Origin of the sequence: Streptomyces sp. NPDC007205 (assembly GCF_040634095.1) — a bacterium.
Taxonomy (GTDB): Bacteria; Actinomycetota; Actinomycetes; order Streptomycetales; family Streptomycetaceae; genus Streptomyces.
In genome coordinates this window covers 46,905-70,671 of the sequence record NZ_JBEYEW010000008.1, presented here as the reverse complement: position 1 = coordinate 70,671, position 23,767 = coordinate 46,905, and the positions used below count along the sequence as shown (strand labels likewise).

21 protein-coding genes and 1 riboswitch are annotated in these 23,767 nt (G+C 70.8%); of the genes, 5 read left to right on the top strand and 16 right to left on the bottom strand.

Annotated features, from left to right (window positions below; all coding sequences use genetic code 11):
- Positions 1–27: 27 nt before the first annotated feature.
- Positions 28–471 (bottom strand): SRPBCC family protein, encoded by a 444-nt coding sequence (locus ABZ624_RS16010; protein ID WP_360088025.1) that lies wholly within the window; start codon positions 469–471, stop codon positions 28–30.
- A gap of 153 nt (positions 472–624) precedes the next feature.
- Positions 625–1,422 (bottom strand): metallophosphoesterase, encoded by a 798-nt coding sequence (locus tag ABZ624_RS16005; protein WP_360088022.1) that lies wholly within the window; start codon positions 1,420–1,422, stop codon positions 625–627.
- A 316-nt stretch (positions 1,423–1,738) separates the two neighbouring features.
- Here ABZ624_RS16005 and ABZ624_RS16000 point away from each other — a divergent pair, with 316 nt between their 5' ends.
- Positions 1,739–3,535, top strand: a complete 1,797-nt coding sequence (locus ABZ624_RS16000) for an AMP-dependent synthetase/ligase (RefSeq protein ID WP_360088019.1) — start codon at positions 1,739–1,741, stop codon at positions 3,533–3,535.
- Positions 3,536–3,548: 13 nt separating this feature from the next.
- Here ABZ624_RS16000 and ABZ624_RS15995 read toward each other — a convergent pair whose 3' ends face one another.
- Both ABZ624_RS15995 and ABZ624_RS15990 read right to left on the bottom strand, forming a co-directional pair.
- Positions 3,549–5,135, bottom strand: a complete 1,587-nt coding sequence (locus ABZ624_RS15995) for a GMC oxidoreductase (protein ID WP_360088016.1) — start codon at positions 5,133–5,135, stop codon at positions 3,549–3,551.
- Positions 5,136–5,347: 212 nt separating this feature from the next.
- Entirely contained in the window at positions 5,348–6,490 is a 1,143-nt protein-coding gene (locus ABZ624_RS15990; protein ID WP_360088014.1) for a glycosyltransferase family 4 protein, read from the bottom strand.
- A 119-nt stretch (positions 6,491–6,609) separates the two neighbouring features.
- On the opposite strand from ABZ624_RS15990, the gene ABZ624_RS15985 reads away from it, so the two are divergent.
- The gene (locus ABZ624_RS15985) at positions 6,610–7,845 is read left to right on the top strand and encodes a glycosyltransferase family 87 protein (RefSeq protein ID WP_360088011.1); all 1,236 of its coding nucleotides are present in this window, start codon (positions 6,610–6,612) and stop codon (positions 7,843–7,845) included.
- On the opposite strand, the gene ABZ624_RS15980 is transcribed toward ABZ624_RS15985, so the two are convergent.
- Positions 7,835–9,169, bottom strand: coding sequence for an MATE family efflux transporter (locus ABZ624_RS15980; protein ID WP_360088581.1), 1,335 nt, complete (start codon positions 9,167–9,169; stop codon positions 7,835–7,837). The genes ABZ624_RS15985 and ABZ624_RS15980 overlap by 11 nt on opposite strands.
- A 101-nt stretch (positions 9,170–9,270) precedes the next feature.
- Here ABZ624_RS15980 and ABZ624_RS15975 point away from each other — a divergent pair, with 101 nt between their 5' ends.
- A complete protein-coding gene (locus tag ABZ624_RS15975) occupies positions 9,271–9,804 on the top strand; it encodes a PadR family transcriptional regulator (protein ID WP_360088008.1) in 534 nt (177 codons plus the stop codon).
- Here ABZ624_RS15975 and ABZ624_RS15970 read toward each other — a convergent pair.
- The 5 genes from ABZ624_RS15970 to ABZ624_RS15950 all read right to left on the bottom strand — a co-directional run bounded on the left by ABZ624_RS15970 (position 9,785) and on the right by ABZ624_RS15950 (position 15,158).
- The gene (locus ABZ624_RS15970) at positions 9,785–10,969 is read right to left on the bottom strand and encodes a hypothetical protein (protein ID WP_360088005.1); all 1,185 of its coding nucleotides are present in this window, start codon (positions 10,967–10,969) and stop codon (positions 9,785–9,787) included. The two genes, ABZ624_RS15975 and ABZ624_RS15970, sit on opposite strands and share 20 nt — an antisense overlap.
- Before the next feature lie 28 nt (positions 10,970–10,997).
- The gene (locus ABZ624_RS15965) at positions 10,998–12,041 is read right to left on the bottom strand and encodes an NlpC/P60 family protein (RefSeq protein ID WP_360088002.1); all 1,044 of its coding nucleotides are present in this window, start codon (positions 12,039–12,041) and stop codon (positions 10,998–11,000) included.
- Positions 12,042–12,280: 239 nt separating this feature from the next.
- Positions 12,281–13,309 (bottom strand): NlpC/P60 family protein, encoded by a 1,029-nt coding sequence (locus ABZ624_RS15960; RefSeq protein ID WP_360087999.1) that lies wholly within the window; start codon positions 13,307–13,309, stop codon positions 12,281–12,283.
- Between the two features lie 220 nt (positions 13,310–13,529).
- On the bottom strand, positions 13,530–14,873 hold the full coding sequence (locus ABZ624_RS15955; RefSeq protein ID WP_360087996.1) for an NYN domain-containing protein: 1,344 nt from the start codon (positions 14,871–14,873) through the stop codon (positions 13,530–13,532).
- A 45-nt stretch (positions 14,874–14,918) separates the two neighbouring features.
- Complete coding sequence (locus tag ABZ624_RS15950; protein WP_029382693.1) at positions 14,919–15,158, bottom strand: hypothetical protein; 240 nt, start codon at positions 15,156–15,158, stop codon at positions 14,919–14,921.
- A 153-nt stretch (positions 15,159–15,311) separates the two neighbouring features.
- Here ABZ624_RS15950 and ABZ624_RS15945 point away from each other — a divergent pair, with 153 nt between their 5' ends.
- A complete protein-coding gene (locus ABZ624_RS15945) occupies positions 15,312–16,055 on the top strand; it encodes a rhomboid family intramembrane serine protease (RefSeq protein ID WP_360087993.1) in 744 nt (247 codons plus the stop codon).
- Entirely contained in the window at positions 16,052–16,333 is a 282-nt protein-coding gene (locus ABZ624_RS15940; protein ID WP_360087990.1) for an Lrp/AsnC ligand binding domain-containing protein, read from the top strand. The genes ABZ624_RS15945 and ABZ624_RS15940 overlap by 4 nt, the downstream gene beginning before the upstream one ends.
- A 155-nt stretch (positions 16,334–16,488) precedes the next feature.
- On the opposite strand, the gene ABZ624_RS15935 is transcribed toward ABZ624_RS15940, so the two are convergent.
- From ABZ624_RS15935 to ABZ624_RS15910, 6 genes are all read right to left on the bottom strand, one after another.
- Complete coding sequence (locus ABZ624_RS15935) at positions 16,489–17,865, bottom strand: aminotransferase class V-fold PLP-dependent enzyme (RefSeq protein WP_360087987.1); 1,377 nt, start codon at positions 17,863–17,865, stop codon at positions 16,489–16,491.
- A 155-nt stretch (positions 17,866–18,020) separates the two neighbouring features.
- Positions 18,021–18,137: riboswitch (SAM riboswitch) on the bottom strand.
- 75 nt (positions 18,138–18,212) lie between these two features.
- Positions 18,213–19,277, bottom strand: coding sequence for an anthranilate phosphoribosyltransferase (gene trpD / locus ABZ624_RS15930; RefSeq protein ID WP_360087984.1), 1,065 nt, complete (start codon positions 19,275–19,277; stop codon positions 18,213–18,215).
- A gap of 117 nt (positions 19,278–19,394) precedes the next feature.
- Positions 19,395–21,056 (bottom strand): cytochrome bc complex cytochrome b subunit, encoded by a 1,662-nt coding sequence (locus ABZ624_RS15925; RefSeq protein ID WP_360087981.1) that lies wholly within the window; start codon positions 21,054–21,056, stop codon positions 19,395–19,397.
- The gene (locus tag ABZ624_RS15920; protein ID WP_360087978.1) at positions 21,053–22,111 is read right to left on the bottom strand and encodes a Rieske 2Fe-2S domain-containing protein; all 1,059 of its coding nucleotides are present in this window, start codon (positions 22,109–22,111) and stop codon (positions 21,053–21,055) included. The genes ABZ624_RS15925 and ABZ624_RS15920 overlap by 4 nt, the downstream gene beginning before the upstream one ends.
- A complete protein-coding gene (locus ABZ624_RS15915; RefSeq protein WP_360087975.1) occupies positions 22,108–22,920 on the bottom strand; it encodes a c-type cytochrome in 813 nt (270 codons plus the stop codon). Before ABZ624_RS15915 ends, ABZ624_RS15920 begins: the two co-directional genes overlap by 4 nt.
- Before the next feature lie 62 nt (positions 22,921–22,982).
- The gene (locus tag ABZ624_RS15910) at positions 22,983–23,603 is read right to left on the bottom strand and encodes a heme-copper oxidase subunit III (protein ID WP_360087972.1); all 621 of its coding nucleotides are present in this window, start codon (positions 23,601–23,603) and stop codon (positions 22,983–22,985) included.
- Positions 23,604–23,767: the final 164 nt, after the last annotated feature.

Below are 23,767 nucleotides of genomic sequence, written 5' to 3'. Positions count from 1 at the left end.
TCGTGCGCGGGTGCCGGACCGGGGTGACTACTTCTCCCCCGACTCCACCCTCTTCTTCAGGCCCGCCAGGGCGCGGTCGATGATGACCTTCTCCGCCTTGCGCTTGATCATGCCGAGCATGGGGATCTTGACGTCGACCGTCAGGAGGTAGGTGACCTCGGTGGCGCCGGGGCCGCTGGGCCTGAGGACGTACGAGCCGTCCAGGGAGCGCAGCATCTGGGACTTGACCAGGGTCCAGGAGACCTCGTTGTCGCCGGTCCAGGTGTAGGCCAGCGTCTGGTCGTCCTTGATCGCCCCCGCGTCCATGACGAGGCGTACCTGCTCGGCGCGGCCCCGGTCGTCGGTCTTGAGGACCTCCGCCTCCTTCACCTCGCCCGTCCAGTCCGGGTAGCGGGCGAAGTCGGCGATCACCCCCATGACGTCGGCCGGTGCCGCCTCGATCGTGATGCTCGAGCTGGTGTGTTCCGCCATCGCCGTGGCTCCTCCAGATGCGGGCCGGTACAGAGATCGTCGTGCGCACGTGTGTGCAGCGTGAAGGCTACCGCGCCGCCGACCTGCCGCCTTCACCCCAGGTCGCGCCGATCGCCCTCCATGGCCTGCCGACGCCCCTCCGTGGCTTGTCGATCACCATTCGAGAGCCCAGGGGCGGCCCGTCCCGGCGAAGTGGCCCACGTTCACGCACTCCGTCGCGCCGATCCGCATCCGGCGCGCGAGCGGCTGATGGACGTGGCCGAAGAGCGCGTAGCGGGGTCTCGTGCGGCGGATCGCGGCCAGCAGGGCACGGCTGCCGCGTTCGAAGCGGCGGGCGACGGTGTCGTAGACCAGCTCGGGCACCTCCGGCGGAATGTGCGTGCACAGCACGTCGACGTCGCCGACCGCCTCGATCTTCGCGGCGTACTCCTCGTCGCTGATCTCGTACGGCGTCCGCATGGGCGTCCGCAGGCCGCCGCCGACGAAGCCGAAGGTCCAGCCGCCGATCTCGACCCGCTGGCCGTCGAGGACGGTGGTGCCGGGCCGGGCGTACTCCCGCCACAGGGGCGGCATGTCCACGTTGCCGTAGGTGGCGTACGTCGGGGTGGGGAACGCGGCGAACATCTCGGCGTACTGCTTGCGCACCGCCCGCTCGATGGCCGTGGCCCGGTCGGCGCCGATGCCGGCCCACAGGCGGGCGCCGAACTCGCGGGCCTCCTCGAAGCGGCGGGCGGTGCGCAGCTCGACGATCCGGTCGGCGTTCTCCTTGCCGAACAGGTCCGGGAAGATGCCGCGTGAGTGGTCGGCGTAGTCGAGGAAGAGCACGAGGTCGCCCAGACAGATCAGGGCGTCGGCACCCTCGCCGGCCCGGGCCAGGTCACGGGCGTTGCCGTGCACGTCACTGACCACGTGCACGCGCGTCCTTCGGTTGCCGGAGGGTGTGGATGCCATGGTGATCAAGCGTAGGCCTGCGGGATGTGCGTGAACAGTGTCGGTATGTGCGTGAGCAGTGTCGTCCGGCCTGCGGTTACTCGCCGGTCGCTTCAGGCGTGGACTACTGTGCGCGAAGGAACGCCAACATGTGTGACGCAGCGAACATCTCGCCGGAACCCCCTGTCGGGAACGCCATACCGACGGGTAACGTCCGGGCAGTCCAGTCGTGCTCTGGTTTTCAACAGCTGAATTCCCGAGCACTCGCCCGAGCCTTGGACCGCACCGTCGCATCACACAGTGTCGTGGCGACGGCGCCCTATGAGGAGCAGCAGTCTTGCGCGAGTTCAGCCTTCCGGCTTTGTACGAGGTCCCTGCGGACGGCAACCTGACCGACATCGTCCGCAGAAACGCCGCGCAGCACCCCGACGTCGCCGTCATCGCCCGCAAGTCCGGCGGCGCCTGGCAGGACGTGACGGCCCGGGAGTTCCTGGCCGAGGTGCACACCGCCGCCAAGGGCCTCATCGCCGCCGGGGTGCAGCCGGGCGACCGGGTGGGCCTGATGTCCCGGACCCGGTACGAGTGGACACTCCTGGACTTCGCGATCTGGAGCGCGGGCGCGATCACGGTGCCGGTGTACGAGACCAGCTCGCCGGAGCAGGTGCAGTGGATCCTGTCCGACTCGGGCGCGACCGCGTGCATCGTGGAACTCGACAACCACGCGGCGGCCGTGGAGTCGGTGCGCGAGTCGCTGCCCGCCCTCAAGCACGTCTGGCAGATCGAGGCCGGGGGTGTGGAGGAGCTGGGGCGGCTCGGCCAGGACGTCTCCGACGAGACGGTCGAGGAGCGCAGCTCGCTCGCCCGCGCCGACGACCCGGCGACCATCGTCTATACGAGCGGTACGACCGGCCGCCCCAAGGGCTGTGTGCTCACGCACCGCAGCTTCTTCGCCGAGTGCGGCAACATCGTGGAGCGGCTGCGCCCCCTGTTCCGTACCGGTGAGTGTTCCGTCCTTCTCTTCCTCCCGCTCGCGCACGTCTTCGGGCGGCTCGTGCAGATCGCGCCGATGATGGCGCCGATCAAGCTGGGCTGTGTCCCGGACATCAAGAACCTCACGGACGAGCTGGCCGCGTACCGGCCGACGCTGATCCTCGGTGTCCCGCGGGTCTTCGAGAAGGTGTACAACTCCGCCCGCGCCAAGGCGCAGGCGGACGGCAAGGGCGCGATCTTCGACAAGGCGGCGGACACCGCGATCGCCTACAGCAAGGCGCTGGACAGCCCGTCGGGGCCGTCGTTCGGCCTGAAGGTCAAGCACAAGGTCTTCGACCGGCTGGTCTACAGCAGGCTGCGCGCGGTCCTCGGCGGCCGGGGCGAGTACGCCATCTCCGGCGGTGCCCCGCTGGGTGAGCGGCTCGGCCACTTCTTCCGGGGCATCGGCTTCAGCGTGCTGGAGGGCTACGGCCTGACCGAGTCCTGCGCGGCGACCGCGTTCAACCCGTGGGACCGGCAGAAGATCGGCACGGTCGGCCAGCCGCTGCCGGGCTCGGTGGTGCGGATAGCGGACGACGGCGAGGTGCTGCTGCACGGCGAGCACCTGTTCAAGGAGTACTGGAACAACCCGGGCGCGACCGCGGAGGCGCTGGCCGACGGCTGGTTCCACACCGGTGACATCGGCACCCTGGACGAGGACGGCTACCTCAGGATCACCGGCCGGAAGAAGGAGATCATCGTCACGGCGGGCGGCAAGAACGTGGCGCCCGCGGTGATCGAGGACCGGATCCGGGCGCACGCGCTGGTCGCCGAGTGCATGGTGGTGGGCGACGGACGGCCGTTCGTGGGCGCGCTGGTCACCATCGACGAGGAGTTCCTGGGCCGTTGGGCCGCCGAGCACGGCAAGCCGACGGGCTCCACCGCGGCGTCGCTGAAGGACGACCCGGATCTGCAGGCGGCGATCCAGGCGGCGGTCGACGACGGCAACGCCGCGGTGTCGAAGGCGGAATCGGTGCGGAAGTTCCGCATTCTGCCCTCCCAGTTCACAGAGGAGTCGGGCCACCTCACCCCGTCGCTGAAGCTCAAGCGGAACGTGGTGGCGAAGGACTACGCGGACGAGGTCGAGGCCATCTACCAGAAGTAGTTTGGCGGTTGCCTCATGGCGCGGTGTCCTCGGCGAGGACCCGCGCCATCGTGCGTTCGGCGAGCGCCGTGATGGTGACGAAGGGGTTCACGCCGATGTTGCCGGGCACGAGCGAGCCGTCGGTGACGTACAGGCGTGCATACCCCTTCACCCGGCCGTAGTCGTCGGTCGCCTTCCCGAGGACGCAGCCGCCGAGGGGGTGGTACGTGAAGTCGTCCGCGAAGACCTTGCTCGTCGAGCCGAACAGGTCGTAGCGGTAGATGGTCGCGTTGGCCAGGTTGATCCGGTCGAACAGCTTCCTGGCCATGCTGACCGACACCGCGCTCTGGGCCGGGGTCCAGCCGAGCCTGACCGCGCCGGAGGCGGAGTCGTAGGTGAAGGACGCCCGTTCCGGGTTCTTGGTGATCGCCAGGTACAGGCTGATCCAGTGCTCGAACCCCATGGGCAGCGGGGCGATCTCGGCGAAGACCGGGTTGTCGGAGTTGGCCCAGTCGTCGATGCCCATCACCGGCATGGTCGCCTCGTCGGCGCCGACGGTGTCCCAGACGTGGTTCGCCCGGCCGAGCATGGTGTTGCCGTTGGTGCCCCAGCCCGCGCCCACGGCCGCGTTCAGGTCGGGCAGGGTGCCGGTGTCCCGGGCGCGGACGAGGAGTTCGGTGGTGCCGAGACTCCCGCCGCCGAGGAACAGGTACGTGCAGCTGTACTGCCTGGTCTCGACGACCGCGCCGGTGGCGTCGATCCGGTCGGCGGTCAGCACGTACGACCCGTCGCTCGCCCGGCTGACCGACGTCACCTTCTCCAGGGTGTGCAGGGTGACGTTGCCGGTGCCGAGGGCGGCCGCCAGGTAGGTCTTGTCGAGGCTGCGCTTGCCGTGGTTGTTGCCGTAGATGACCTCCCCGGCGAGCGCGGACTTCGTGGCCGTACCGGCCGCCTCCCGCTGCATGTAGCCGAAGTCGTAGACGTTCGGCACGAAGGTGGTCTTCAGGCCCGCGTTGCCGGCGGCCTTCCGGGAGGTGCGGGTGAACCGGTACCACTCGGTGGACTCGAACCACGCCGGGTCGATCGTGTTGACGCCGAGCATGGCGCGGGCCCGCGGGTAGTAGGTGCCGAACATCTCGTCGGCGTCCACGGTCGGGAACTGCTCGGTGAAGTACGACTTCAGGGGCGTGACCGCCATCCCGCCGTTGACGAGGGAGCCGCCGCCGACGCCGCGGCCGACGTAGACGGACATGTTGTCGTAGTGCACGCGGTCCAGGGCGCCGGGGTAGGGGCTGATGTCCTTGTTGACCACGTCCAGCCAGAGGAAGGTGGCGAGCGGGGCCTCGGTGCGGGTGCGGAACCACATGGAGCGCTGGTCGGGGGCGGTGGTGGAGCAGAAGATCCTGCCGTCGGTGCCGGTGGTGTTCCAGAGCCGGCCCATCTCCAGGACGAGGGTGCGGAGGCCTGCCTGACCCAGGCGGAGGGCGGCTACGGCGCCGCCGTAGCCGGAGCCGATGACGATCGCCGGGGCGTTTTCGACTGCGTCGGGCTCGGCGGCCCGGGCCGACTGGAGTCCTATGCGGGTGAAGCCGAGGGTGGCCGCTGTCTGCAGTGCGGCCATGCCGAGTATGTGACGTCTCGTCAGCTGACGTCTCATCAGGTTTGGTGTCATGCGCGCAGCATGGGCGGATTTTCCGGTTCCGCCAAGGGGATGGGCGCCTCCCGGGGGTGCCGGGTGCGCTTCGTCGGCGGGTGCGGGTCCGTCGTGGCTTGTCGCGCCCACGCGGCGGAGCCGCATATCGACACAGCCCCGCGCCCCTGGGTCGGCTGCCCCTACAGCAAGTCTTTGAGTTTCTCGGCGAGCAGGTCCCAGCGCCACTTCTCCTCGACCCACTGGCGGCCTCGGTCGCCCATGCACTTTCGCAGCCCGGGGTCGCCCAGCAGGGCCACGATTCGCTCGGCCGCCTCCTCCGGCCGGCTGCCCCGGACGACCCAGCCCGTCTCGCCGTCCAGTACCGCGTCCGGCGCCCCGCCCGAATCCCCCGCCACGACCGGCAGGCCCGTCGCCGAGGCCTCCAGGTAGACGATGCCCAGGCCCTCCACGTCCAGGCCGCCCCGGCGGGTTCGGCAGGGCATGGCGAAGACGTCGCCGGCGCCGTAGTGGGCGGGGAGTTCGGACCAGGGGACGGCGCCGGTGAAGCGGACGGAGTCGCCCACACCGGTCTCGGCCGCCATCCGCCGCAGATCGCGCTCGTACGGCCCGCCGCCCACGATCAGCAGGACGGTGTCCGGCTCGGCGGCGAGGATGCGGGGCATGGCCTGGATGAGGGTGTCCTGTCCCTTGCGCGGGACCAGACGGGAGACGCAGACCACGACCGGGCGGTCGGTGAGGCCCAGGCGGGCGCGGATCTCGTCGCCGCCGGAGTCGGGGTGGAAGGTCTTCTCGTCGACGCCGGGCGGCAGCTGGACCATGCGGCTCGCGGCCTGCGGGGTGAGCGCGGTGGCGATGCGGGAGCGGGTGTACTCGCCGAGATAGGTGAGCGTGTCCGTGGAGTCGCCGATCCGGCGCAGCAACTGCCGGGCGGCGGGCAGCTGGGCCCAGCCGGCCTCGTGGCCGTGGGTGGTGGCCACCAGCCGCTCGGCGCCGGCCGTGCGCAGGGCCGGGGCCATGAGGCCGAGCGGGGCCGCCGCGCCGAACCACACCGAGGTGCACCCGTGCTCGCGCAGCAGCCGCACCGCCCGCCGGGTCACCTGCGGGGTCGGCAGCAGCATGGTCGTACGGTCGCGTACGACGGTGAAGGGCTGCTCGGCGTCGAAGGCGGCCGTGGCCGCCACACCCTCCCGGCCGCGCTTCCAGGTGGAGGCGTAGACGACCAGCCGGCCGGGGTCCAGGCGGAGGGCCATGTTGTGCAGGAAGGCCTGGATGCCGCCCGGCCGGGGCGGGAAGTCGTTGGTGACGATGAGGGTCTTGCGCATCGCTGCCGACCCTACCCAATGGGCCGGGCGTGGCCGAGTCTGTGGCAGGCGCACAGCCGGGCAGGACATCATGGTCCGCGACGCGTCAATCGAGCGGAGACCGGACGGCAGGGGAGCACGTGGAGACGAAGGGCACCGCGCGGTCCCTGGCATGGCTGCTCGCGACCTGGGGCGCCACCCGTGTGGCGCTGCTGCTGTTCGTCTTCCAGGTGTTCGCCTTCCCGGGCCCGGACGTCACCTCGGACGTGTCGGTGATCTACCGGGGCTGGTACGAGGTGCTGCGCCAAGGAACGTTTCCGCTGGACGACGTGACCTGGCAGTACCCGCCGGCCGCCGCCCTGGCGATCCGCTCCCCCGACGTCCTGCCCTTCCTGTCCTACGCACACGCCTTCTTCGTGCTGGCGTTCCTCGCCGACGTGGTCGTGCTCGCGCTGCTGCTGGGTCCGGCCCGGCGCCCCGGCCGGTCGCTGCGCGGCGCCTGGGTATGGGTGGCGGGCGCGCCGCTGCTCGGCCCGACGGTGTACGCACGCTACGACGTGATGGTGACCGCGGTGGCCGTGGCGGCGCTGGCCGCAGGGGCCCGGCGGCCACGGGTGATGGGCGCGCTGGCCGCGTTCGGGGCGCTGCTGAAGGTGTGGCCGGCGCTGCTGCTGGCCGGGGCCGTGCGGCGGCGGGCGTGGGCGTCGGCGGCGGTGACGGGAGCCGGGCTGGCGGCACTGTTCTCGGTGTCCATGCCGGGCGCCTTCGCCTTCCTGACCTTCCAGCGGGAGCGGGGCACCGAGGTGGAGTCGCTGGGCGGCCTGGTCTTCCATGTGGCCCGGCACTTCGGCTGGCCGGGCGAGGTGCTGCTGAACTACGGGTCGGTCGAGTTCCTCGGCCCGTATGTGGACCAGGTGAGCGCGGCGGCGCTGGCGCTGACCGGGGCCGCGTTCGGCTGGCTGCTGCTGTGGCGGCTGCGTGCCGGCCTGACGGCGCCGCACACGCTCGCGGACGCGGCGTTCACCGCCGTCCTGCTGTTCACGGTCACCAGCCGGGTGATCAGCCCGCAGTACCTGGTGTGGCTGATCGGCCTGGCCGCGGTCTGTGTGTCGTACCGGGCGAGCCGGATGGGGGCGCCCGCGCTGATGGTGGTGGCCGCGTCCTTCGTGACGGTCTTGGAGTTCCCACTCGGCTTCTCGCACGTGGTGGCGAGCGACCGGTACGGGGTCCTGCTGATGGCGGTGCGCAACGGCCTGCTGGTCGCGGCCTCGCTCTCGGCGGCCCGCCGGCTGTGGCGCTCGACGGTGCCCCCGGCCCCCGCCGCACCCCTGCCGCCCCAGCCGGTCCGGCCCCGGCGGGCCCCGGTCAACTCCTGACGCGGCCGCTGCGAGCCGGGGGTGCCTCGGCCTCCTCGCGGCGCACGGCCCGCCGCAGCGGTACCGCCACGGCCGCGCACTGCACAGCCATCGCGAGCGCCAGAGCCAGGCAGACACCAGGCAGCCCCAGGCCGCCGAAGGCATGCGCCAGGGGCAGCTGGACGGCCGTGCCGAGCAGCGTGATCCGCAGCAGCGCCGGTGCTCCCCCGCTGCCCTCGAAGACTCCGCCGAGCGCGATGAAGCAGGACATCAGCAGCAGATAGGGACCGACGCAGCGCAGGAACAGCACCCCCTGGTGGGCGACCTCAGGTCCGGCGCCGAAGGCGGCCGTGATCCAGGGAGCCGTCGCGGCGAACACGGCGCAGGCGGCCAGGCCCAGGGCCCCGGAGAGCAGCACCGCCTGCCGGCCGATGTCCCTCCGCGCGTCCACCCCCGCGCCCCTGGTGTGGGCGGTGTGGATGGCGACGGCCTGCCGTACGGAGTAGAAGGCCATGGTGGCCACGTACATGACCTTGTAGGCGATGGCGTAGGCGGCCACCGCCGTCACCCCGAGCCGGGCCACGATCGCCACCAGGACCAGCGCTCCGCCCTGCCGCACGGTGAAGTCGGCGGACATGGGCAGGCCGGTGGTGAGGGTACGGCGCAGGGCGGCGCCGGCGGGTTCGGCGGGCGGGACCAGGGCCGCCGTCCGCAGCAGGGCGTTCCGGCGCAGGGCGCGCAGACCCGCGGCGAGGGCTACCGAGCGGCACAGCACGGTGGAGACGGCGGCGCCCCTGACGCCGTGGAGGTGGATCAGGATGGGGTCGCACAGCAGGATCAGCCCGTTGGCGAGGAGGGCGAGCCGCATCGGCGTGCGGGTGTCGCCGGTGCCCTTGAGGATGCCGTCGACGAGTTGCTGGGCGAAGAAGACGGCCATGCCGGGCAGGGAGATCGCGAAGTAGGCGGTGGCCAGGCTGCGGGCCGCTGGGTCGTGGCCGCCGAGGACCAGGCCGGCCAGGGGCTCGCGCAGCAGCAGACCGCCGACCGCGACCACCGGGGCCACGAGCCCGCACAGCGCCCAGCCGCCCCGTACGGCGGCGCGTACGGCGGCCGGGTCCCGGGCTCCTCGGGCGTGCGCCACCAGCACGGTCGTACCGGAGGCGAAGACCAGCGCGACACCGAGCAGCACGTTCTCGGTGTTGGTGGCGACGGCCACGGCGGCGACGGCCGGGCCGCCGAGCCGGGAGACCCAGACGGTGTTGATGATCCCGGAGGCGACCGAGGCGAGCAGGGAGAGGTAGACGGGCCGGGCGAGTGCGGTGAGCTGCTTGCGGTGGGCGTTCACGGGCGGATCCCCTCTCATCGGCCTACCTCTTTTCGAGATAGCTCGTTTAGAGGTAGCATGGCGTCCGAGGCCGCCGCAAGGAGACGCAAGGAGAAGGACGCGTGCTGGAGTTGTCGATCCTCGGCTTCCTCGCCGAGGAGCCGCTGCACGGTTACGAGCTGAAGGAACGCATCAAGGCGCTGAGCGGTCATGTCCGCCAGGTCAGTGACGGTGCGCTCTATCCGGCCATCAACCGGCTCGTCGCCGCCGGGCTGCTCGACCAGCGCACCGAGGACGGTGTGAGCGCCGCCCCGCGGCGGGTGCTGTCACTGACCGGCAAGGGCCGGGAGGAACTGCTCGCGCGGCTGCGCAGTCCCAAACAGGCGGAGATCACCGACCACGTCCGCTTCAACACGCTCCTGGCGTTCCTGCGGCACCTGGACGATCCTGCCGAGCAGGCCGCGGTGCTGCGGCGTCGGCTGGACTTCCTCCAGGCGCCGGCGAGCTTCTTCTACCGGGAGGGCGAGCCGGTGCGCGCGGAGGAGGCCGGGGACCTGTTCCGGGAGGGCATGCTGCGGGTCGCCCGGGTCACCGGGGAGGCGGAGCGGGCCTGGCTGCGCGAGGCCCTCGGGGCGCTCAGCCGAGCTGCGACCTGACGTACTCCCGCCACCGCTCGGTGAACGCTCCCGGGGCGGTGCCGAGCACCTTCCTCAGGGCGTCCTCGACCGCGCCCGCCCGCCTGCCGTGGGCGCCCACGGCGCGGTAGAAGGCGCCGAGCCGGGCCGCGCCCCAGTGGGCGGCGATCATCCGGCAGGCCAGCCAGCCGCCCTCGTAGGCCTGCGCCAGCTCGGCCGGGTCGCTGGTGAAGCCGAAGTCCTTGTCGGAGGGGAGTTCCGTGGGCGCGTGACCGTCCTGGACGGCGCGGGTCAGCTCCGGCGCGGCCTCGGTGGGGGTGCGGCCGGTGCCGAGATAGCCGATCCAGTCCGCGTAGCCCTCGGAGAGCCACAGCGGGGTGGCGGCGGTGGTCTGCGCGCGGGTGGCCACATGGGTGGTCTCGTGGGTGAGCACCACCTGCTTGCCGACATCGCCGAGGACGGCGTACGCCTCCGGGTTGACGACCACCCGGTCCGCGGGCGCCCGGCCGGCCCCTCCCGCCTCACCGGTGGTGACGGCCGCGATGCCCCGGTAGTTGGCGGCGGGCGAGCCGAGCAGTCCCCCCATGTCCTTCAGGGACCGCGGGACGAGGACGACGACATGGCGGCTCCAGCCGGTGCCCCAGGCCCGGGAGACCGCCGGGACCGCACGGTCGGCGAGGGTCGCGTAACCGCTCAGCCCGGCGGCCGTCAGACCGGTGCCCAGCACCAGGCTGTGCGCGCCCCGCACGGCGGTCACCGGCCCCTGGTCCCACAGTTGCTGCCCGGCGCCCTTCGCGGGACTGTCCGAGGTGACGTACCACGTGCCGCCGGCGGTGCGGCCGAGGGTGAGCGTGCGGCGGGCGTCCACCGGGGCCCTGTCGTACCCGGCGACGCGGTAGTTCAGGTCGGCGTCGGCGGTGGCACCGGAGGAGGTGCGGCGCACAGCGGTGACCCGGTAGCCCCAGGAGGCCAGCGGGAGGGCGCGCAGCCGGGTGTACTCGCTCCGGACGCCCGTCACGTCGTACGCCGTCTCGTCGTGGCCGAGGAGGGCGGCGGAGCGCCGGTCGAGCAGGTGCTGCACCTCGGTACGGGCCGCGTCGGTCTCCGTACCGCCGCACCCCGCCAGGGGCAGCAGCAGCCCGAGGCCCAGCGCCCCGATGCTCCACCCCCGTCTGCGACCAGCCATTACCCGATCGTAACGGCGAGCGGCGCGGTCAGGGCCGGGTCACCGAGGAGATCGGCATCATCCCGACCGGGTCGTAGCGCACCGCCGCTCCCGGATAGGGCGCGTGGATGACCTGGCCGTTGCCGACGTACATCCCGACATGGCTGGCGTCGGAGCGGTAGACCACCAGGTCGCCGGGGCGGGCCTCGGACAGCGGGACCTGCCGGCCGGCGAAGCGCTGCTCCTGCGAGGTGCGCGGCAGCTGGACCCCCGCCTGCGCGTACGACCACTGCATCAGGCCCGAACAGTCGAAGCCGGCGGGGCCGTTGGCGCCCCACACATAGGGGCGGCCGACGGCGGAGCGGGCGGCGGCCACCGCGGCGGCGGCGCGGGTGTCGGGGAAGACGACACCGGTCAGGTCGGGCAGGTGCAGGTCGAGACGGTCGAGGCGGTCGGGGCCGTCGGGACCGTCGGAGCGCGAGACCCGGTCGTAGGTGGCGCGGGCGGCGACGGGCATCGAGTTGAGCAGTTGCCGGGCCTTGGTGAGCTTCGTCTCCACGGTCCGCTTGTGCACGGCCACCGCCTTGCGGCTCTTCTCCAGCGCGCCGAGCTTCCCGGCCGCCTCGGCGCGCTCCTGGGTGAGGTCCCGCAGCGCGGTGCGCAACTCCCGCAGCCGGCCGGCCTGCTGGCTGCTGATGCGGTCGAGGGTGGACGCCTTGTCGAGATAGTCGTCCGGGTCGTCGGAGAAGAGCAGCGCGACGGCCGGGTCGATGGCGCCCGCGCGGTACTGGGCGCCCGCCAGCGAACCGAGCTGCTCGCGCAGAGCGTTGATGTGCTGCTGCAGCCGCGCGACGCGGTCCTGGGCCTCGCGCACCTCGTGGCGCAGCGTGCCCTCCTGCTCCTGGGCCTTGTCGTAGGCCTGGGTCGCCTGCTCGGCCTCCTGGTAGAGCCGGTCCACCTCGGCACGGCTGTCGCCGCGCGGCGCCGCGTGCGCCGGTACGGCGCCGAGTGCGGCGGCCGCGGCCGACAGCACACACAGGGCGGCGGCGCTCCGGTCGAATCCGGACGAGGCAAGGCGGCGATGAGACCCCACGGCAGTCCTTCTGCTGGCGGACGGATACCGCTCCCCCGGCGCCTGGGGACGGGGAGGCCCCGGCGCCGGGGAAACGCGCCAGACAGTAGCCGCAGGGAAAGGCGCCGAGCCAAAGCCGGCGACGGCAGAAAACGGCGCCGCCCCGCCTCTGACGCAGGTCATGGGCGGGGCGTGGGGTCAGCCTCGGTCCGTGGGATTCGCCCGTTCGGACGTCACCGTGTGCGGGTGCCGGAGTCGCCTCAGACCCGGACGCCGAACTGGAACGGCATGTCGGCCATCGCCTCGTAGCGGACCACGGCACCGGTGTGCGGGGCGTGCAGCACCTGGCCGTTCCCGGCGTACAGACCGACGTGGTGCAGGTCGCCGTAGAAGAAGACCAGGTCGCCGACCTGCAGGTCGCCGGCCGAGCTGATCCGGGTGCCGATGTTCGCCTGGGCCTCGGAGGTGCGCGGGATGGAGACGCCGGCCTGGGCGTAGGCCCAGGAGGTCAGGCCCGAGCAGTCGAAGGAGGACGGGCCGGTGGCGCCGTAGACGTAGGGCTTGCCGATCTGGCTCTGGGCGGCGGAGAAGGCCGCCCCGGCGCGGCCGGAGGCCGGCGGGGCGTCGCCGAGGTGCACCCGCTCGCTGGAGGAGCGGTCGGCGCGCTGCTGCTGGGCGGCGAGGTCCGCCTTCTCCTTGGCCGTCAGGGTGTTGAGGAGCTTCTGCGCGTCGGCGAGCTTGCCCTGGACTTCCTTCTTCTTGTTCTCCAGCTCCGTGCGCGTGGAGGAGAGGTCCTTGAGCTTCTCGGTGGCCTCGGCGCGCTCCTGGGCGAGTTCGCGCTGTTTGTCCTGAATCTTCTTCAGCGCGTCGACCTGCTGGGCGCTCAGCTGGTCGAGGGTGGACGCCTTGTCGAGGAAGTCATCCGGGTTGGAGGACAGGAACAGCTGGACCGAGGGGTCGATGCCGCCCGAGCGGTACTGCGAGGTGGCCAGCGAACCCAGGCCGTCGCGGAGCTTGTTGAGGTCCGCCTGGCCCCGGGCGACATTGTCCTGGATCGTGGATATTTCCTTCTGCAGCTTCTGCTGCTTCTCCTTGGCACCGTTGTACTTCTCGGTGGCCTGCTCGGCCTCTTCGTACAGCTTGTCGACCTTGGCCTTGACCTGGTCCTTGCTGAGCTTCGGCGCGGCGTTGGCGGCGTTCGCACTCAGCACGACGGCTGCGGCGGCTGCGGTGGTCAGCACGGTCACGCGGGCGCGACTCTGCTGTTTGGGTCGACGGTGGGACGCCACGGAGGACGAACTCCTTCTTGTGAGTGAGTGAATGATCACCCGTTCGGAGGTTCGAGCCCAGACCCTAGTGACCCAGTTGTGATCAGTTCAAATCCTCTCACCAGAAAATCCCATCACGCAATGCATTCTTTGCACAGAACTCACATGCAGTGAGGTGCGATTGACACTACGTTGCGTGACAATACGGCCAATTCGGGCATTGTGTATGCCCGTTGGACCTTCAGGACAGTCGCTTGAGAAGCACCGCAGACGCGACCGGTCGGGCACCGGCCTTGGCGACCCCGTCGGCCACCTCCCGGTCGGTGGAGGCGACGATGACCGGACGGCCCGGCGGCTCCGCGCGCACCAGCTGGCGGATCAGTTCGTCGGCCGTGACCCCCGGCTTGGAGAACAGCACCCTGACCCCGCGCGGCGGCGCGAGCAGCACCGGGGCGGCCAGTTCGGCACCGTCGAAGACACACGTCACCTCGGCGCCGGTCTGGGCGGCCAGCGCCGACAGCTGGCCGAGCAGTCTCAGCCGCTGCTTCTCCAGCGGCATCTGCGGATAGCCGGTCTTGGTGACGTTGTAGCCGTCGACCACCAGATGCGCCTGCGGCAGGGCGAGCAACTGGTCGAGGATGGCCGGATCATGCTCGGACAGGGCGCGCGCCGCGATGTCCTTCGGGCTCATTCGTCCCGGTTCGACCGCGTCGACCGTCTCGGCGGGCCGCACGGACACCGGAGGCAGGGCGAGTTCACGGCGCAGCCCCTGGGTGGCATCCAGCAGGGTGTCCAGCAGCAGCCGTACCCGCATGTCCTCCACACTGCGGCCCTCGCGGGCCGCCCGGCGGGTGGCCTCCAGCGCGGCCTCCGCCTCGCCCAGGCGGGCCTTGAGCCGGCGGGACTCGCTCTCGGCGGCCGACACCTGCCGGTGCGCCTCCGTGCGTACGGCGTCGGTCTCGCCGCGGGACTTGCGCAGGGCGGCCTCGCCGCGCTTCACGTCGCTGAGGGCGGCACGGAGTTTACGGTGCAGCGACTCGGCTTCCTTCCTCGCCGACTCCAGCTCCGTGCGCAGCCGTTCGGTCTCGGCGCGGGTGTGGTCGCGGGCCTGGGCCAGCTCGGCGCGCAGCCGCTCCAGCTCGGCCCGGCTCTCCTCGTCCGCCCGCTCGGCGTCGGCGCGCTGGGCCTCCTCACCGGCCGCGGCGACGAGCTTCACCCAGCCCGACGGGCGCAGTACATAGGCCGCGGCCGCCACGTCGAGCGGGTCCGCGGCCGGGGGCGGGGAGCCGGAGTCGAGAGCACCGGCGAGCTCCGGCTGGGCCTCTCTGAACTTCTCCCCGATCCGCTGCCGGAACAGCGGATCGGTCTCCAGCGCCGCCGCCATCGCGTTCCCGGCGAACTTCGCCCGGCGATTGGGGGCGAACCGGGCGTACTGCCGCAGCTGGGCGGGCAGTTCCACCATGGTCAGCCCGCCGAAGGCGTCCGAGACGATCTGCACGACCCGGCGGCGCACGCCGTCGGGCAGCGGACGGTCAAGCACCTCGGCGGTGCCGTCGCCCGGCCCCCCGCCTGTGGTCTCCACCATCCGTCACACCCCACTCGGTCTGCTACTTCTCCGCGGCCGCTCCGCTCAGGAGCCGGCACCCGGCCTGTCCACGAGTTCCACCTGGTCCACCGCGTTGCACCAGCGGCAGCGCACCGACTCGATGGTCTCACTGACCACCTCGCGCTCCTCCACCGTCGGCTCGCCCGCCAGGTCGAGGTGGACATACTCGACGACCTTCGAGGAACGCGTCACGTCGAAGCGGGTGAGGTTGCCGCACAAAGCGCAGCGCCATCGGGTCGTCGCGGTCGGCAGGGGAACCGTCATCGTGGGTGTCCGCTTCCTTCTCGTCTCGCTCCCGCGCCGTCGCCCGACGCGTGTGGCCGTAACCCTACGGCCTGCCGGGGACTCGCCGCCCGTCCGTCCGCGGCGGCGAGGCGGTCTGTCGGCTTGCGTCCCGTTACGTCATGCTCTGTGTTCATGATCAGCGAGTGGAGCACGGCGGCCGGCAGGGCCCTCAGAGCGGTCCGGAGCGCCCCGGCACCCATGACATACGTCCTCATCGGGCTGTGCTGTCTGCTCTTCGCCCTGGGTCCGGCCGCGGGGCTCGCCCCGGGATACGGCTCCGGGGACGCGCTGCTCGCCGCGCAGCGGGCGTACTTCCGGCGCTGGGGCGTGGTGCCGGCCGAGCTGTTCGCCAGACCGGCGCGCGCGGCCCTCACTCCCGCCACGGCCCTGTTCGTGCACGGCAGCTGGGTGCATCTGCTCGGCAACATGCTCTTCCTCTTCGTCTTCGGCGTGCTGACCGAGGAACGGATGGGCCGGGTCGAGTTCACCCTGTTCTACGTCGGCTGCGGCTACCTGGCCCTGCTGGGCTACGCGGCCGCCAACGCCGCCTCCGAGCAGTCGCTGGTCGGCGCGTCCGGGGCGATCTCGGCGGTCCTCGGAGCGTTCCTCTACCTGTTCCCACGCGCCCGCGTGACCAGTCTTCTTCCCTTCCTGTTCTTCCTGCCGCTGCGGTTCCCGGCGTGGGTCGTGCTGCCGTTCTGGGCGGCGCTGCAGTGGGCGGCGGCACGGCAGGCCTCCGACGGCCCCGGGGTGGCGTATCTGGCGCACCTGGTCGGCTTCGGGCTCGGCTTCGGCTACGCATGGGTGCGCTACGGCCGTACGACTAGAGTGAGGTCCGCCCCAGCTCCGGCACCCGAGGGAGAGAACCAGCCGTGATCACCGCGATCGTCCTCATCAAGACCAGCGTGGACCGGATCCCCGAGATCGCGGAACAGATCGCCGCGCTGGAGAGCGTCAGCGAGGTCTTCTCGGTCACCGGCACCTACGACCTGATCGCCATGGTCCGGGTCGGCCGGCACGAGGACCTGGCCGAGATCATCCCCGGCCGGATCAGCAAGATCCCCGGCGTCGAGGTCACGGACACGCACGTCGCGTTCCGCACCTATTCCCAGCACGACCTGGAGGCCGCGTTCTCGATCGGCCTGGACAACTAGAGGCTGCGCCGCTCAGCCGGCGATTCAGCCCGGTGGGGCGGGGCGCCGACGCCTTCGCGCCTGCCGGGCGCGGTTCATGTGCGGGTGCGAGTCCGTCTTGGGTCGCTCGCGCAGTTCCCCGCGCCCCTTCGGGGGCGCTGCCCCCGACGCCTGCTTCACACCGCCGGCACGCAGCGGCCGTCCTCCGTGCGATACGTCCACTGCGCGCCCTCGGTCACCAGTTCCTTCACCGCGGTGACGAAGCGCTCGACGTGTTCCTCGGGGGTGCCCGCGCCGAAGCTGACGCGGATGGCGTTGAGGGACTTCTCGCCCGGGGCGGCCTCGGGGGCGCCGCATTCGCCCTGGGTCTGGGGGTCGCTGCCGAGGAGGGTGCGGACCAGGGGGTGGGCGCAGAAGAGGCCGTCGCGGACGCCGATGCCGTACTCGGCGGAGAGCGCCGCGGCGAAGTGGGAGCTGTTCCAGCCCTCGACGACGAAGGAGATGACGCCGACGCGCGGGGCGTCGTCGCCGAAGAGGGACAACACCTTCACCTGCGGGACCTCGGCGAGGCCCGCGCGGACCCCGGCGACCAGGTGCTGTTCGCGGGCGACCAGGGTGTCCCAGCCGGCCTCGGTGAGCGCCTTGCAGGACGAGGCGATGGAGTAGGCGCCGATCACATTGGGTGACCCCGCCTCATGCCGCGCGGCGCTCTCGTGCCACTCCACGTCCACTCCGCCGTCCTGACGCCGGGTCACCTTGCGGCTGGCGCCGCCGCCCGCGAGGTACGGCTCGGCCGCGCGCAGCCAGTCGGCGCGGCCGGCCAGCACACCGGAGCCGAACGGGGCGTACAGCTTGTGGCCGGAGAATGCGACCCAGTCGACGTCCAGGTCGCGGACGGACACGGGGTGGTGGGGGGCCAGCTGGGCGGCGTCCAGGACGATCCGGGCGCCGTGCGCGTGCGCCGCCGCCGCCAGTTCGCGCACCGGCCACAGTTCGCCGGTGACGTTGGAGGCGCCGGTGACGCAGACCAGCGCCGGGCCGTGGCCCCCTTCAACGGACACGGTGCGGTCGGCGAGGGCGCGCTCCAGGGTCTCGACGGCCTGCTGCGGGGTGCGCGGGGCGTTGAGGTAGGTGACCCTCGCGTCCTGCCAGGGCAGCAGGGAGGCGTGGTGCTCGGTCTCGAAGACGAAGACCTCGCAGCCGGCGGGGAGGGCACGGGCCAGCAGGTTCAGGGAGTCGGTGGTGGACCGGGTGAAGACCAGCTGGTCGTCGGTCCGGCAGTCCAGGAACTCCGCGACCGTCCGGCGGGCGTTCTCGAACAGGTCGGTGGAGAGCTGGGAGAGGTAACCGGCGCCGCGGTGGACGCTGCCGTAGTACGGGGCGTAGGCCGCCACGTCGTCCCAGACACGCTGCAGGGCAGGGGCGCTGGCCGCGTAGTCGAGGGCGGCGTAGGTGACCTCGCCGCCGGTGACGAGCGGGACAGTGACATCCCGGCCCAGAACCGGCAGAGGGGCACAAACGGACTGATCGGCGGCAGCGGTGAAGACGGACATGGCGAACTCCCGTGAGGACATACGCCCTGAGGGCGCAGGAAGAGAAAAGGGTGTGCGGAGGCGGGGCTCTGCGGCCCTATCGCATTCGCTTGCTCACGGAAGGCTCCCTCGAACGACCAGGACCCCTGGTCCCGCGCTCTCAGAAGCGCGCGAGGGGTCCGCGCTTGCCGTAGACCTCGCTGCCTACGGCCTGGTCTTCACCCGGGGCACCCCGCCACGGACGGAGGGTTGCCGGACAGTCGGCCGGGGCCTCATGACTGTCACTCATGACCTGGTACAGGAACGTACGTGAAACGATCGTCGTCCCGCAACCCGCGTCCGGATCGCGGGACGACCGTCGGTGGACGCTATGCGTTGCTGGCCGCCACCCAGCGATCCAGCGTCCGCTTCGCCGCACCGGAGTCGATGGACTCCGCCGCCCGGTCCATCCCGGCCCGCAGCTGCTCGGCCAACGGCGCGTCCACCGGCCGCAGCGCGACGAGCGCCGCCGCCGAGTTGAGCAGCACCGCGTCCCGTACGGGCCCGGTCTCACCGTCGAGCAGACGGCGGGCGACCTCCGCGTTGTACGACGCGTCCGCGCCGCGCAGGGCCTCCACGGGGACGAGGCCGAGGCCGACGTCCCGCGGGTCGAAGGACTCCTCGGCGACCTTGCCGTCCCGGACCACCCACACCCGCGAGGTGGCGGTCGTGGTCAGCTCGTCCAGGCCGTCGTCGCCGCGGAAGACCAGGGAGGAGTTGCCGCGCTCGGCGAGGACACCGGCCACGATGGGCGCCATCCGGAGATCCGCCACCCCGACGGCCTGGGCCCGCACCTTCGCGGGGTTGGTCAGCGGGCCGAGCACGTTGAAGGTCGTACGGATGCCCAACTGGCCGCGCGCCGCGGCCACATGGCGCAGCGCCGGGTGGAACTTCACCGCGAAGCAGAAGGTGATCCCGGCCTCTTCGGCGACCTGCGGGACCCGCTCCAGCGGAAGGTTCAGATTGACGCCCAGCTTCTCCAGCACGTCCGAGGCACCCGACGCCGAGGACGCGGCCCGGTTGCCGTGCTTGACGACCTTCGCCCCGGTGCCGGCGACGACGATGGACGACATCGTGGAGATGTTCACCGTCTTGGCACCGTCACCGCCCGTGCCGACGATGTCCACGGTCTGCCCCGGCACCTCGATCACGTTCGCGTGCGCGTACATCGCGCGCACGAGCCCGCTGATCTCCTGCACCGTCTCGCCCTTGGCACGCAGTGCCACGGCGAATCCCGCGATCTGCGCGTCCGTCGCCTCGCCGCGCATGATCCGGTCCATGGCCCATGCCGTGGCGTCCGCGCTCTGGTCGCGGCCCTCCAGCAGGGCGTTCAGTACCTCGGGCCAGGAACGGCCCGCCGCGGTGTCGCCTCCAGCGGGGGTCACAGCGCTCATAGCCGCTCCTGGTGTCGTGAGAACAGTGTGATCCCACCCTATCCAGCCGCGGACACGGCGAAGGGCCCCGTCCGTAACCCGGACGGGGCCCTTCAGCGTGGCGTGGCGACGCGGGGATCAGTGGTGGCCGTGGCCGCTCGCGATCTCCTTGTACTCCTCGACGGTCGGCTTCGGGATCTGGTTGTCCTCGCCGTAGTAGGCGTTGGACAGCTTCGCCCGGAGCTTCTCCGAGGCCGGCACCTTGCGCTCGACACCGTTCTCGTCGACCGTCGGGCCGATCTCGGCCGGCGCGTACTGGTGGTGAGCCGTGAGGGTGTGCAGCTGCTCCTGGCTGAGCGGCTCGTGCACCTCGATGAACTCACCGTGCGGCAGGCGCTTGATGATGCCGGTCTCGCGGCCGTGCAGCACCTTGTCGCGGTCGCGGCGCTGCAGGCCGAGGCAGATCCGCTTGGTGGCGATGAACGCGACGACCGGTCCGACGAAGAAGCCGATCCGGACGAACCAGGTGACGGCGTTGATCGACAGGTGGAAGTGGGTGGCCCACAGGTCGTTGCCACCGCCGACCAGGCCGATCATGTAGACCGTCACCCAGGCGACACCGAACGCGGTACGGGTCGGGGCGTTGCGCGGGCGGTCCAGGATGTGGTGCTCGCTCTTGTCGCCGGTGACCCAGGACTCGATGAACGGGTAGACCGCGATCGCCGCCAGGACGAGGCCAAAGAGCACCAGCGGGATGAACACACCCAGGACCAGCGTGTGACCCCAGAAGTTGATCTCCCAGCCCGGCATGTAGCGGACCAGACCCTCGGCGAAGCCCATGTACCAGTCGGGCTGGGCGCCGGTGGACACCTGGTCCGGGCGGTAGGGGCCCATGGCCCAGATCGGGTTGATCTGGGCGACCGCCGCGATGGCCGCGATGACACCGAAGACCAGGAAGAAGAAGCCTCCGGCCTTGGCCATGTAGACCGGCAGCAGCGGCATGCCGACGACGTTCTTCTCGCTCTTTCCGGGGCCCGCGAACTGCGTGTGCTTGTGGTAGAAGACCAGGATCAGGTGCGCCACCATCAGGCCGAGCATGATGCCCGGCAGCAGCAGGATGTGGATCGAGTAGAACCGGGCGACGAAGTCGTGGCCGGGGAACTCGCCGCCGAAGAGGAACATCGAGATGTACGTGCCGACGATCGGCATCGACAGGATCGCGCCCTCGGTGAAGCGCACACCGGTGCCGGAGAGCAGGTCGTCCGGGAGCGAGTAACCGGTGAAGCCGGTGAACATGCCGAGGACGAACAGCAGGAAGCCGAACAGCCAGTTGATCTCACGCGGCTTGCGGAAGGCGCCGGTGAAGAACACGCGCATCATGTGCACGAACATGCCGGCGAGGAAGATCAGCGCGGCCCAGTGGTGGATCTGCCGGACGAGCAGACCACCGCGCACGTCGAAGGAGATGTGCAGGGTCGAGTTGAACGCCTCGGACATCAGCTGCCCCTGGAGCGGGACATAGCTGCCGTGGTACTCCACCTCGTTCATCGACGGGTGGAAGAACAGCGTCAGATAGACACCCGTCAGGATGATGATGATGAAGCTGTACATGCACACTTCGCCCAGCATGAACGACCAGTGGTCGGGGAAGATCTTGCGCATGTTGGCCTTGGCCAGGGAGTAGATCCCGAGCCGGCCGTCGGCCCAGTCGGCGATCCGCTCGCCGGCCGGTGCCTTCCCGCGAGAGCGGCCCGCCGCGCCGGCGGCAGATGAATTCGTGTCGTTCGCTGCAGTACTCATCCGCGCTCCCAGAATGCAGGACCGACGGGCTCCTCGAAGTCGCCGAGCGCCTGGAGGTAACCCTCACTGTCCACGCCGATACGCAGCTGCGGCAGGGCGTGGCCGGCGGGGCCGAAGATCACTCGGGCACCGTCGGAGAGGTCGAAGGTGGACTGGTGGCACGGGCACAGCACGTGGTGCGTCTGCTGCTCGTACAGCGAGATCGGGCAGCCGACGTGGGTGCAGATCTTGGAGAAGGCGACGATGCCTTCGTGCGACCAGTCGAGCTCGCGCTTGTCCTTGATGTTGCCCGGCTGCAGCCGGACGATCATCAGGGCCGCCTTGGCGATCTCGTTCTGGAACTCCTCATCGGTCTCCTCCAGGCCGTCGGGCTTGGCGAAGGTGAGGGAGCCGACGGCGACGTCCTCGGGGCGCAGCGGCTGGTTGGTGTTCATGTTGATCAGGCGCTTGCCCTTGGCCCACAGGGTGTGCCGGAGCATCGTGCCGGGCTTCGGGCCCAGGCCGCCGAGCAGCATGACGGCGGAGAGCGGCATCAGGGCCATCGCGCCGAACATGGTGTTGCGGATCAGCTTGCGGCGGCCGAGGGCCGACTCCTTGGCACCCTGGCGGAAGTCCGCGTGGACCTTCGCGCGGACCTCGGGCGAGGCCTCGATCGGGTGCCGCTCGTCGGCGACCTCCACGTCGGACATCAGGGTGCGGGCCCAGTGGACCGCGCCCGCGCCGATGCAGAACAGCGCCGCGCCGAGGGTCAGACCCAGCGCGAAGTTCAGCGCGTTGACGTGCCCGATCGGGAAGACGAAGATCGACTTGTCGTGCGGGACCGCGAAGTACGCGGCGATGAAGCCGATGGTGGCGAGCATCGACACCGTGAACAGCAGGGCGACCATGCGCTCGGACCGCCTGGCGGCCCGCTCGTCGATGTCCTGGATCCGGTGCTCGTGAGGCGGCAGCCCCGGGTCCGCGAACGGGTTCTCCTCGTCCGCGATCCCTACCGCGCCGTGCGCGTGGTCCTGCTCAGCGGGCAGGTTCTCTTCTGGAATGTCTTGGCTACTCATGACTTCTTGGCCTTTGCGGTCCGAGCGGCGACCCAGACGGCGACGGCGATCAGCGCGCCGAGACCGAAGATCCAGGCGAACAGACCCTCACTGACCGGCCCGAGGCCGCCCAGCTCGAGACCGCCGGGGTTCGTCGTATCGCTGCTGTCGACCGCGTGCAGGTACGCGATGATGTCCTTCTTGTTCTTCTCCGTCAGCGTGGTGTCGGGGAAGGACGGCATGTTCTGCGGGCCGGTCTGCATGGCCTCGTAGATGTGCTTGGGGTCGACGCCCTCGAGGGTCGGCGCGAACTTGCCCTTGGTCAGGGCACCGCCCTTGCCGGTGAAGTTGTGGCACTGCGCGCAGTTGGTGCGGAACAGCTCGCCACCCTTGGCGATGTCCGCGCCGGCCGGGCCGTACTGGTCCTTGGTGGGCACGTTCGGGCCGGCGCCCAGCGAGGCGATGTACGCGGCGAGCTGGTCGGTCTGCGTCTGGTTGTAGACGACCTTCTTGCGCGGGACCTGGGCGCCCTGCGAGGTGGCGGCGGGCATACGGCCGGTGCCGACCTGGAAGTCCACGGCCGCGGCGCCCACGCCGACCAGGCTGGGCCCGTCGGAGGAGCCCTGGCCACCGGTGCCGTGGCAGCTGGCGCAGCCGACCTCGTAGAGCTTCTTGCCCTCCTTGATGGTCAGGGACTGGGCGGAATCATCGGCCTGTGCCTTGCCCGCGGGTGCGAACGCGGCATACAGCCCCCCAGTGGCCGCCAGCGCGAGGAGTAGGACGACGACCGCCGCCAGCGGATGGCGTCGTCGTACGGAGAGCTTTTTCACGGATTACCCCGGTGTCAGGATCTTCTGCGTCGGTGCTTCTGGATGTGCGGGAGCCGGTCCCGCTACTTGATCAGGTAGATCGTGGCGAAGAGGCCGATCCAGACCACATCGACGAAGTGCCAGTAGTAGGACACGACGATGGCGGCGGTCGCCTGCTCGTGGGTGAACCTCTTGGCCATGTACGTGCGGCCGAGGACCAGCAGGAAGGCGATGAGGCCGCCCGTCACGTGCAGGCCGTGGAAGCCGGTGGTCAGGTAGAACACCGAGCCGTACGGGTCGGAGGAGAGCGAGATGCCCTCGTCCTTCACCAGGCTCGTGTACTCGTAGATCTGACCGCCGATGAAGATCGCACCCATGATGAAGGTGAGGATGAACCAGCCACGGAGCTTCTTCACATCGCCGCGCTCGGCCGCGAACACGCCGAGCTGGCAGGTGAGGGAGGAGAGCACCAGGATCGTGGTGTTCGTCGCGGAGAAGGGCACGTTCAGCGCGTGCGCCATCTCCTTCCAGTGATCCGGTCCGGTCACCGACCGGAGGGTGAAGTACATCGCGAAGAGGGCCGCGAAGAACATCAGCTCGGAACTCAGCCAGATGATGGTTCCGACGCTGGTGAGGTTCGGCCGGTTGACCGACGGGTGCGCGTGCCCGGTTTCTACTGTCGTTGCTGTCGCCACGACCGACATTATGTCGGTCGCTTATCCCGCCCTCACTCCGGGGGGTGCCGTTCGGAGTGTTGCCCCCCGCCGAACCGGCGTTGACGTGGTGTTCACGGGGACTTCGACGGGAGTAAGCTCCGCCCCGAACGGCCCTGTCCGTCCGTCCGTACGACGCTGACGTCCCGGAGGAA

What these genes read in the sequence shown, in the direction of transcription:
- ABZ624_RS16010 (WP_360088025.1), bottom strand. Translation starts at nt 471, where the DNA reads ATGGCGGAACACACCAGCTCGAGCATCACGATCGAGGCGGCACCGGCC.
- ABZ624_RS16005 (WP_360088022.1), bottom strand. Translation starts at nt 1,422, where the DNA reads ATGGCATCCACACCCTCCGGCAACCGAAGGACGCGCGTGCACGTGGTC.
- ABZ624_RS15995 (WP_360088016.1), bottom strand. Translation starts at nt 5,135, where the DNA reads ATGGCCGCACTGCAGACAGCGGCCACCCTCGGCTTCACCCGCATAGGA.
- ABZ624_RS15990 (WP_360088014.1), bottom strand. Translation starts at nt 6,490, where the DNA reads ATGCGCAAGACCCTCATCGTCACCAACGACTTCCCGCCCCGGCCGGGC.
- ABZ624_RS15970 (WP_360088005.1), bottom strand. Translation starts at nt 10,969, where the DNA reads ATGGCTGGTCGCAGACGGGGGTGGAGCATCGGGGCGCTGGGCCTCGGG.
- ABZ624_RS15955 (WP_360087996.1), bottom strand. Translation starts at nt 14,873, where the DNA reads ATGGTGGAGACCACAGGCGGGGGGCCGGGCGACGGCACCGCCGAGGTG.
- ABZ624_RS15950 (WP_029382693.1), bottom strand. Translation starts at nt 15,158, where the DNA reads ATGACGGTTCCCCTGCCGACCGCGACGACCCGATGGCGCTGCGCTTTG.
- ABZ624_RS15945 (WP_360087993.1), top strand. Translation starts at nt 15,312, where the DNA reads ATGATCAGCGAGTGGAGCACGGCGGCCGGCAGGGCCCTCAGAGCGGTC.
- ABZ624_RS15935 (WP_360087987.1), bottom strand. Translation starts at nt 17,865, where the DNA reads ATGTCCGTCTTCACCGCTGCCGCCGATCAGTCCGTTTGTGCCCCTCTG.
- trpD (WP_360087984.1), bottom strand. Translation starts at nt 19,277, where the DNA reads ATGAGCGCTGTGACCCCCGCTGGAGGCGACACCGCGGCGGGCCGTTCC.
- ABZ624_RS15925 (WP_360087981.1), bottom strand. Translation starts at nt 21,056, where the DNA reads ATGAGTACTGCAGCGAACGACACGAATTCATCTGCCGCCGGCGCGGCG.
- ABZ624_RS15920 (WP_360087978.1), bottom strand. Translation starts at nt 22,111, where the DNA reads ATGAGTAGCCAAGACATTCCAGAAGAGAACCTGCCCGCTGAGCAGGAC.
- ABZ624_RS15910 (WP_360087972.1), bottom strand. Translation starts at nt 23,603, where the DNA reads ATGTCGGTCGTGGCGACAGCAACGACAGTAGAAACCGGGCACGCGCAC.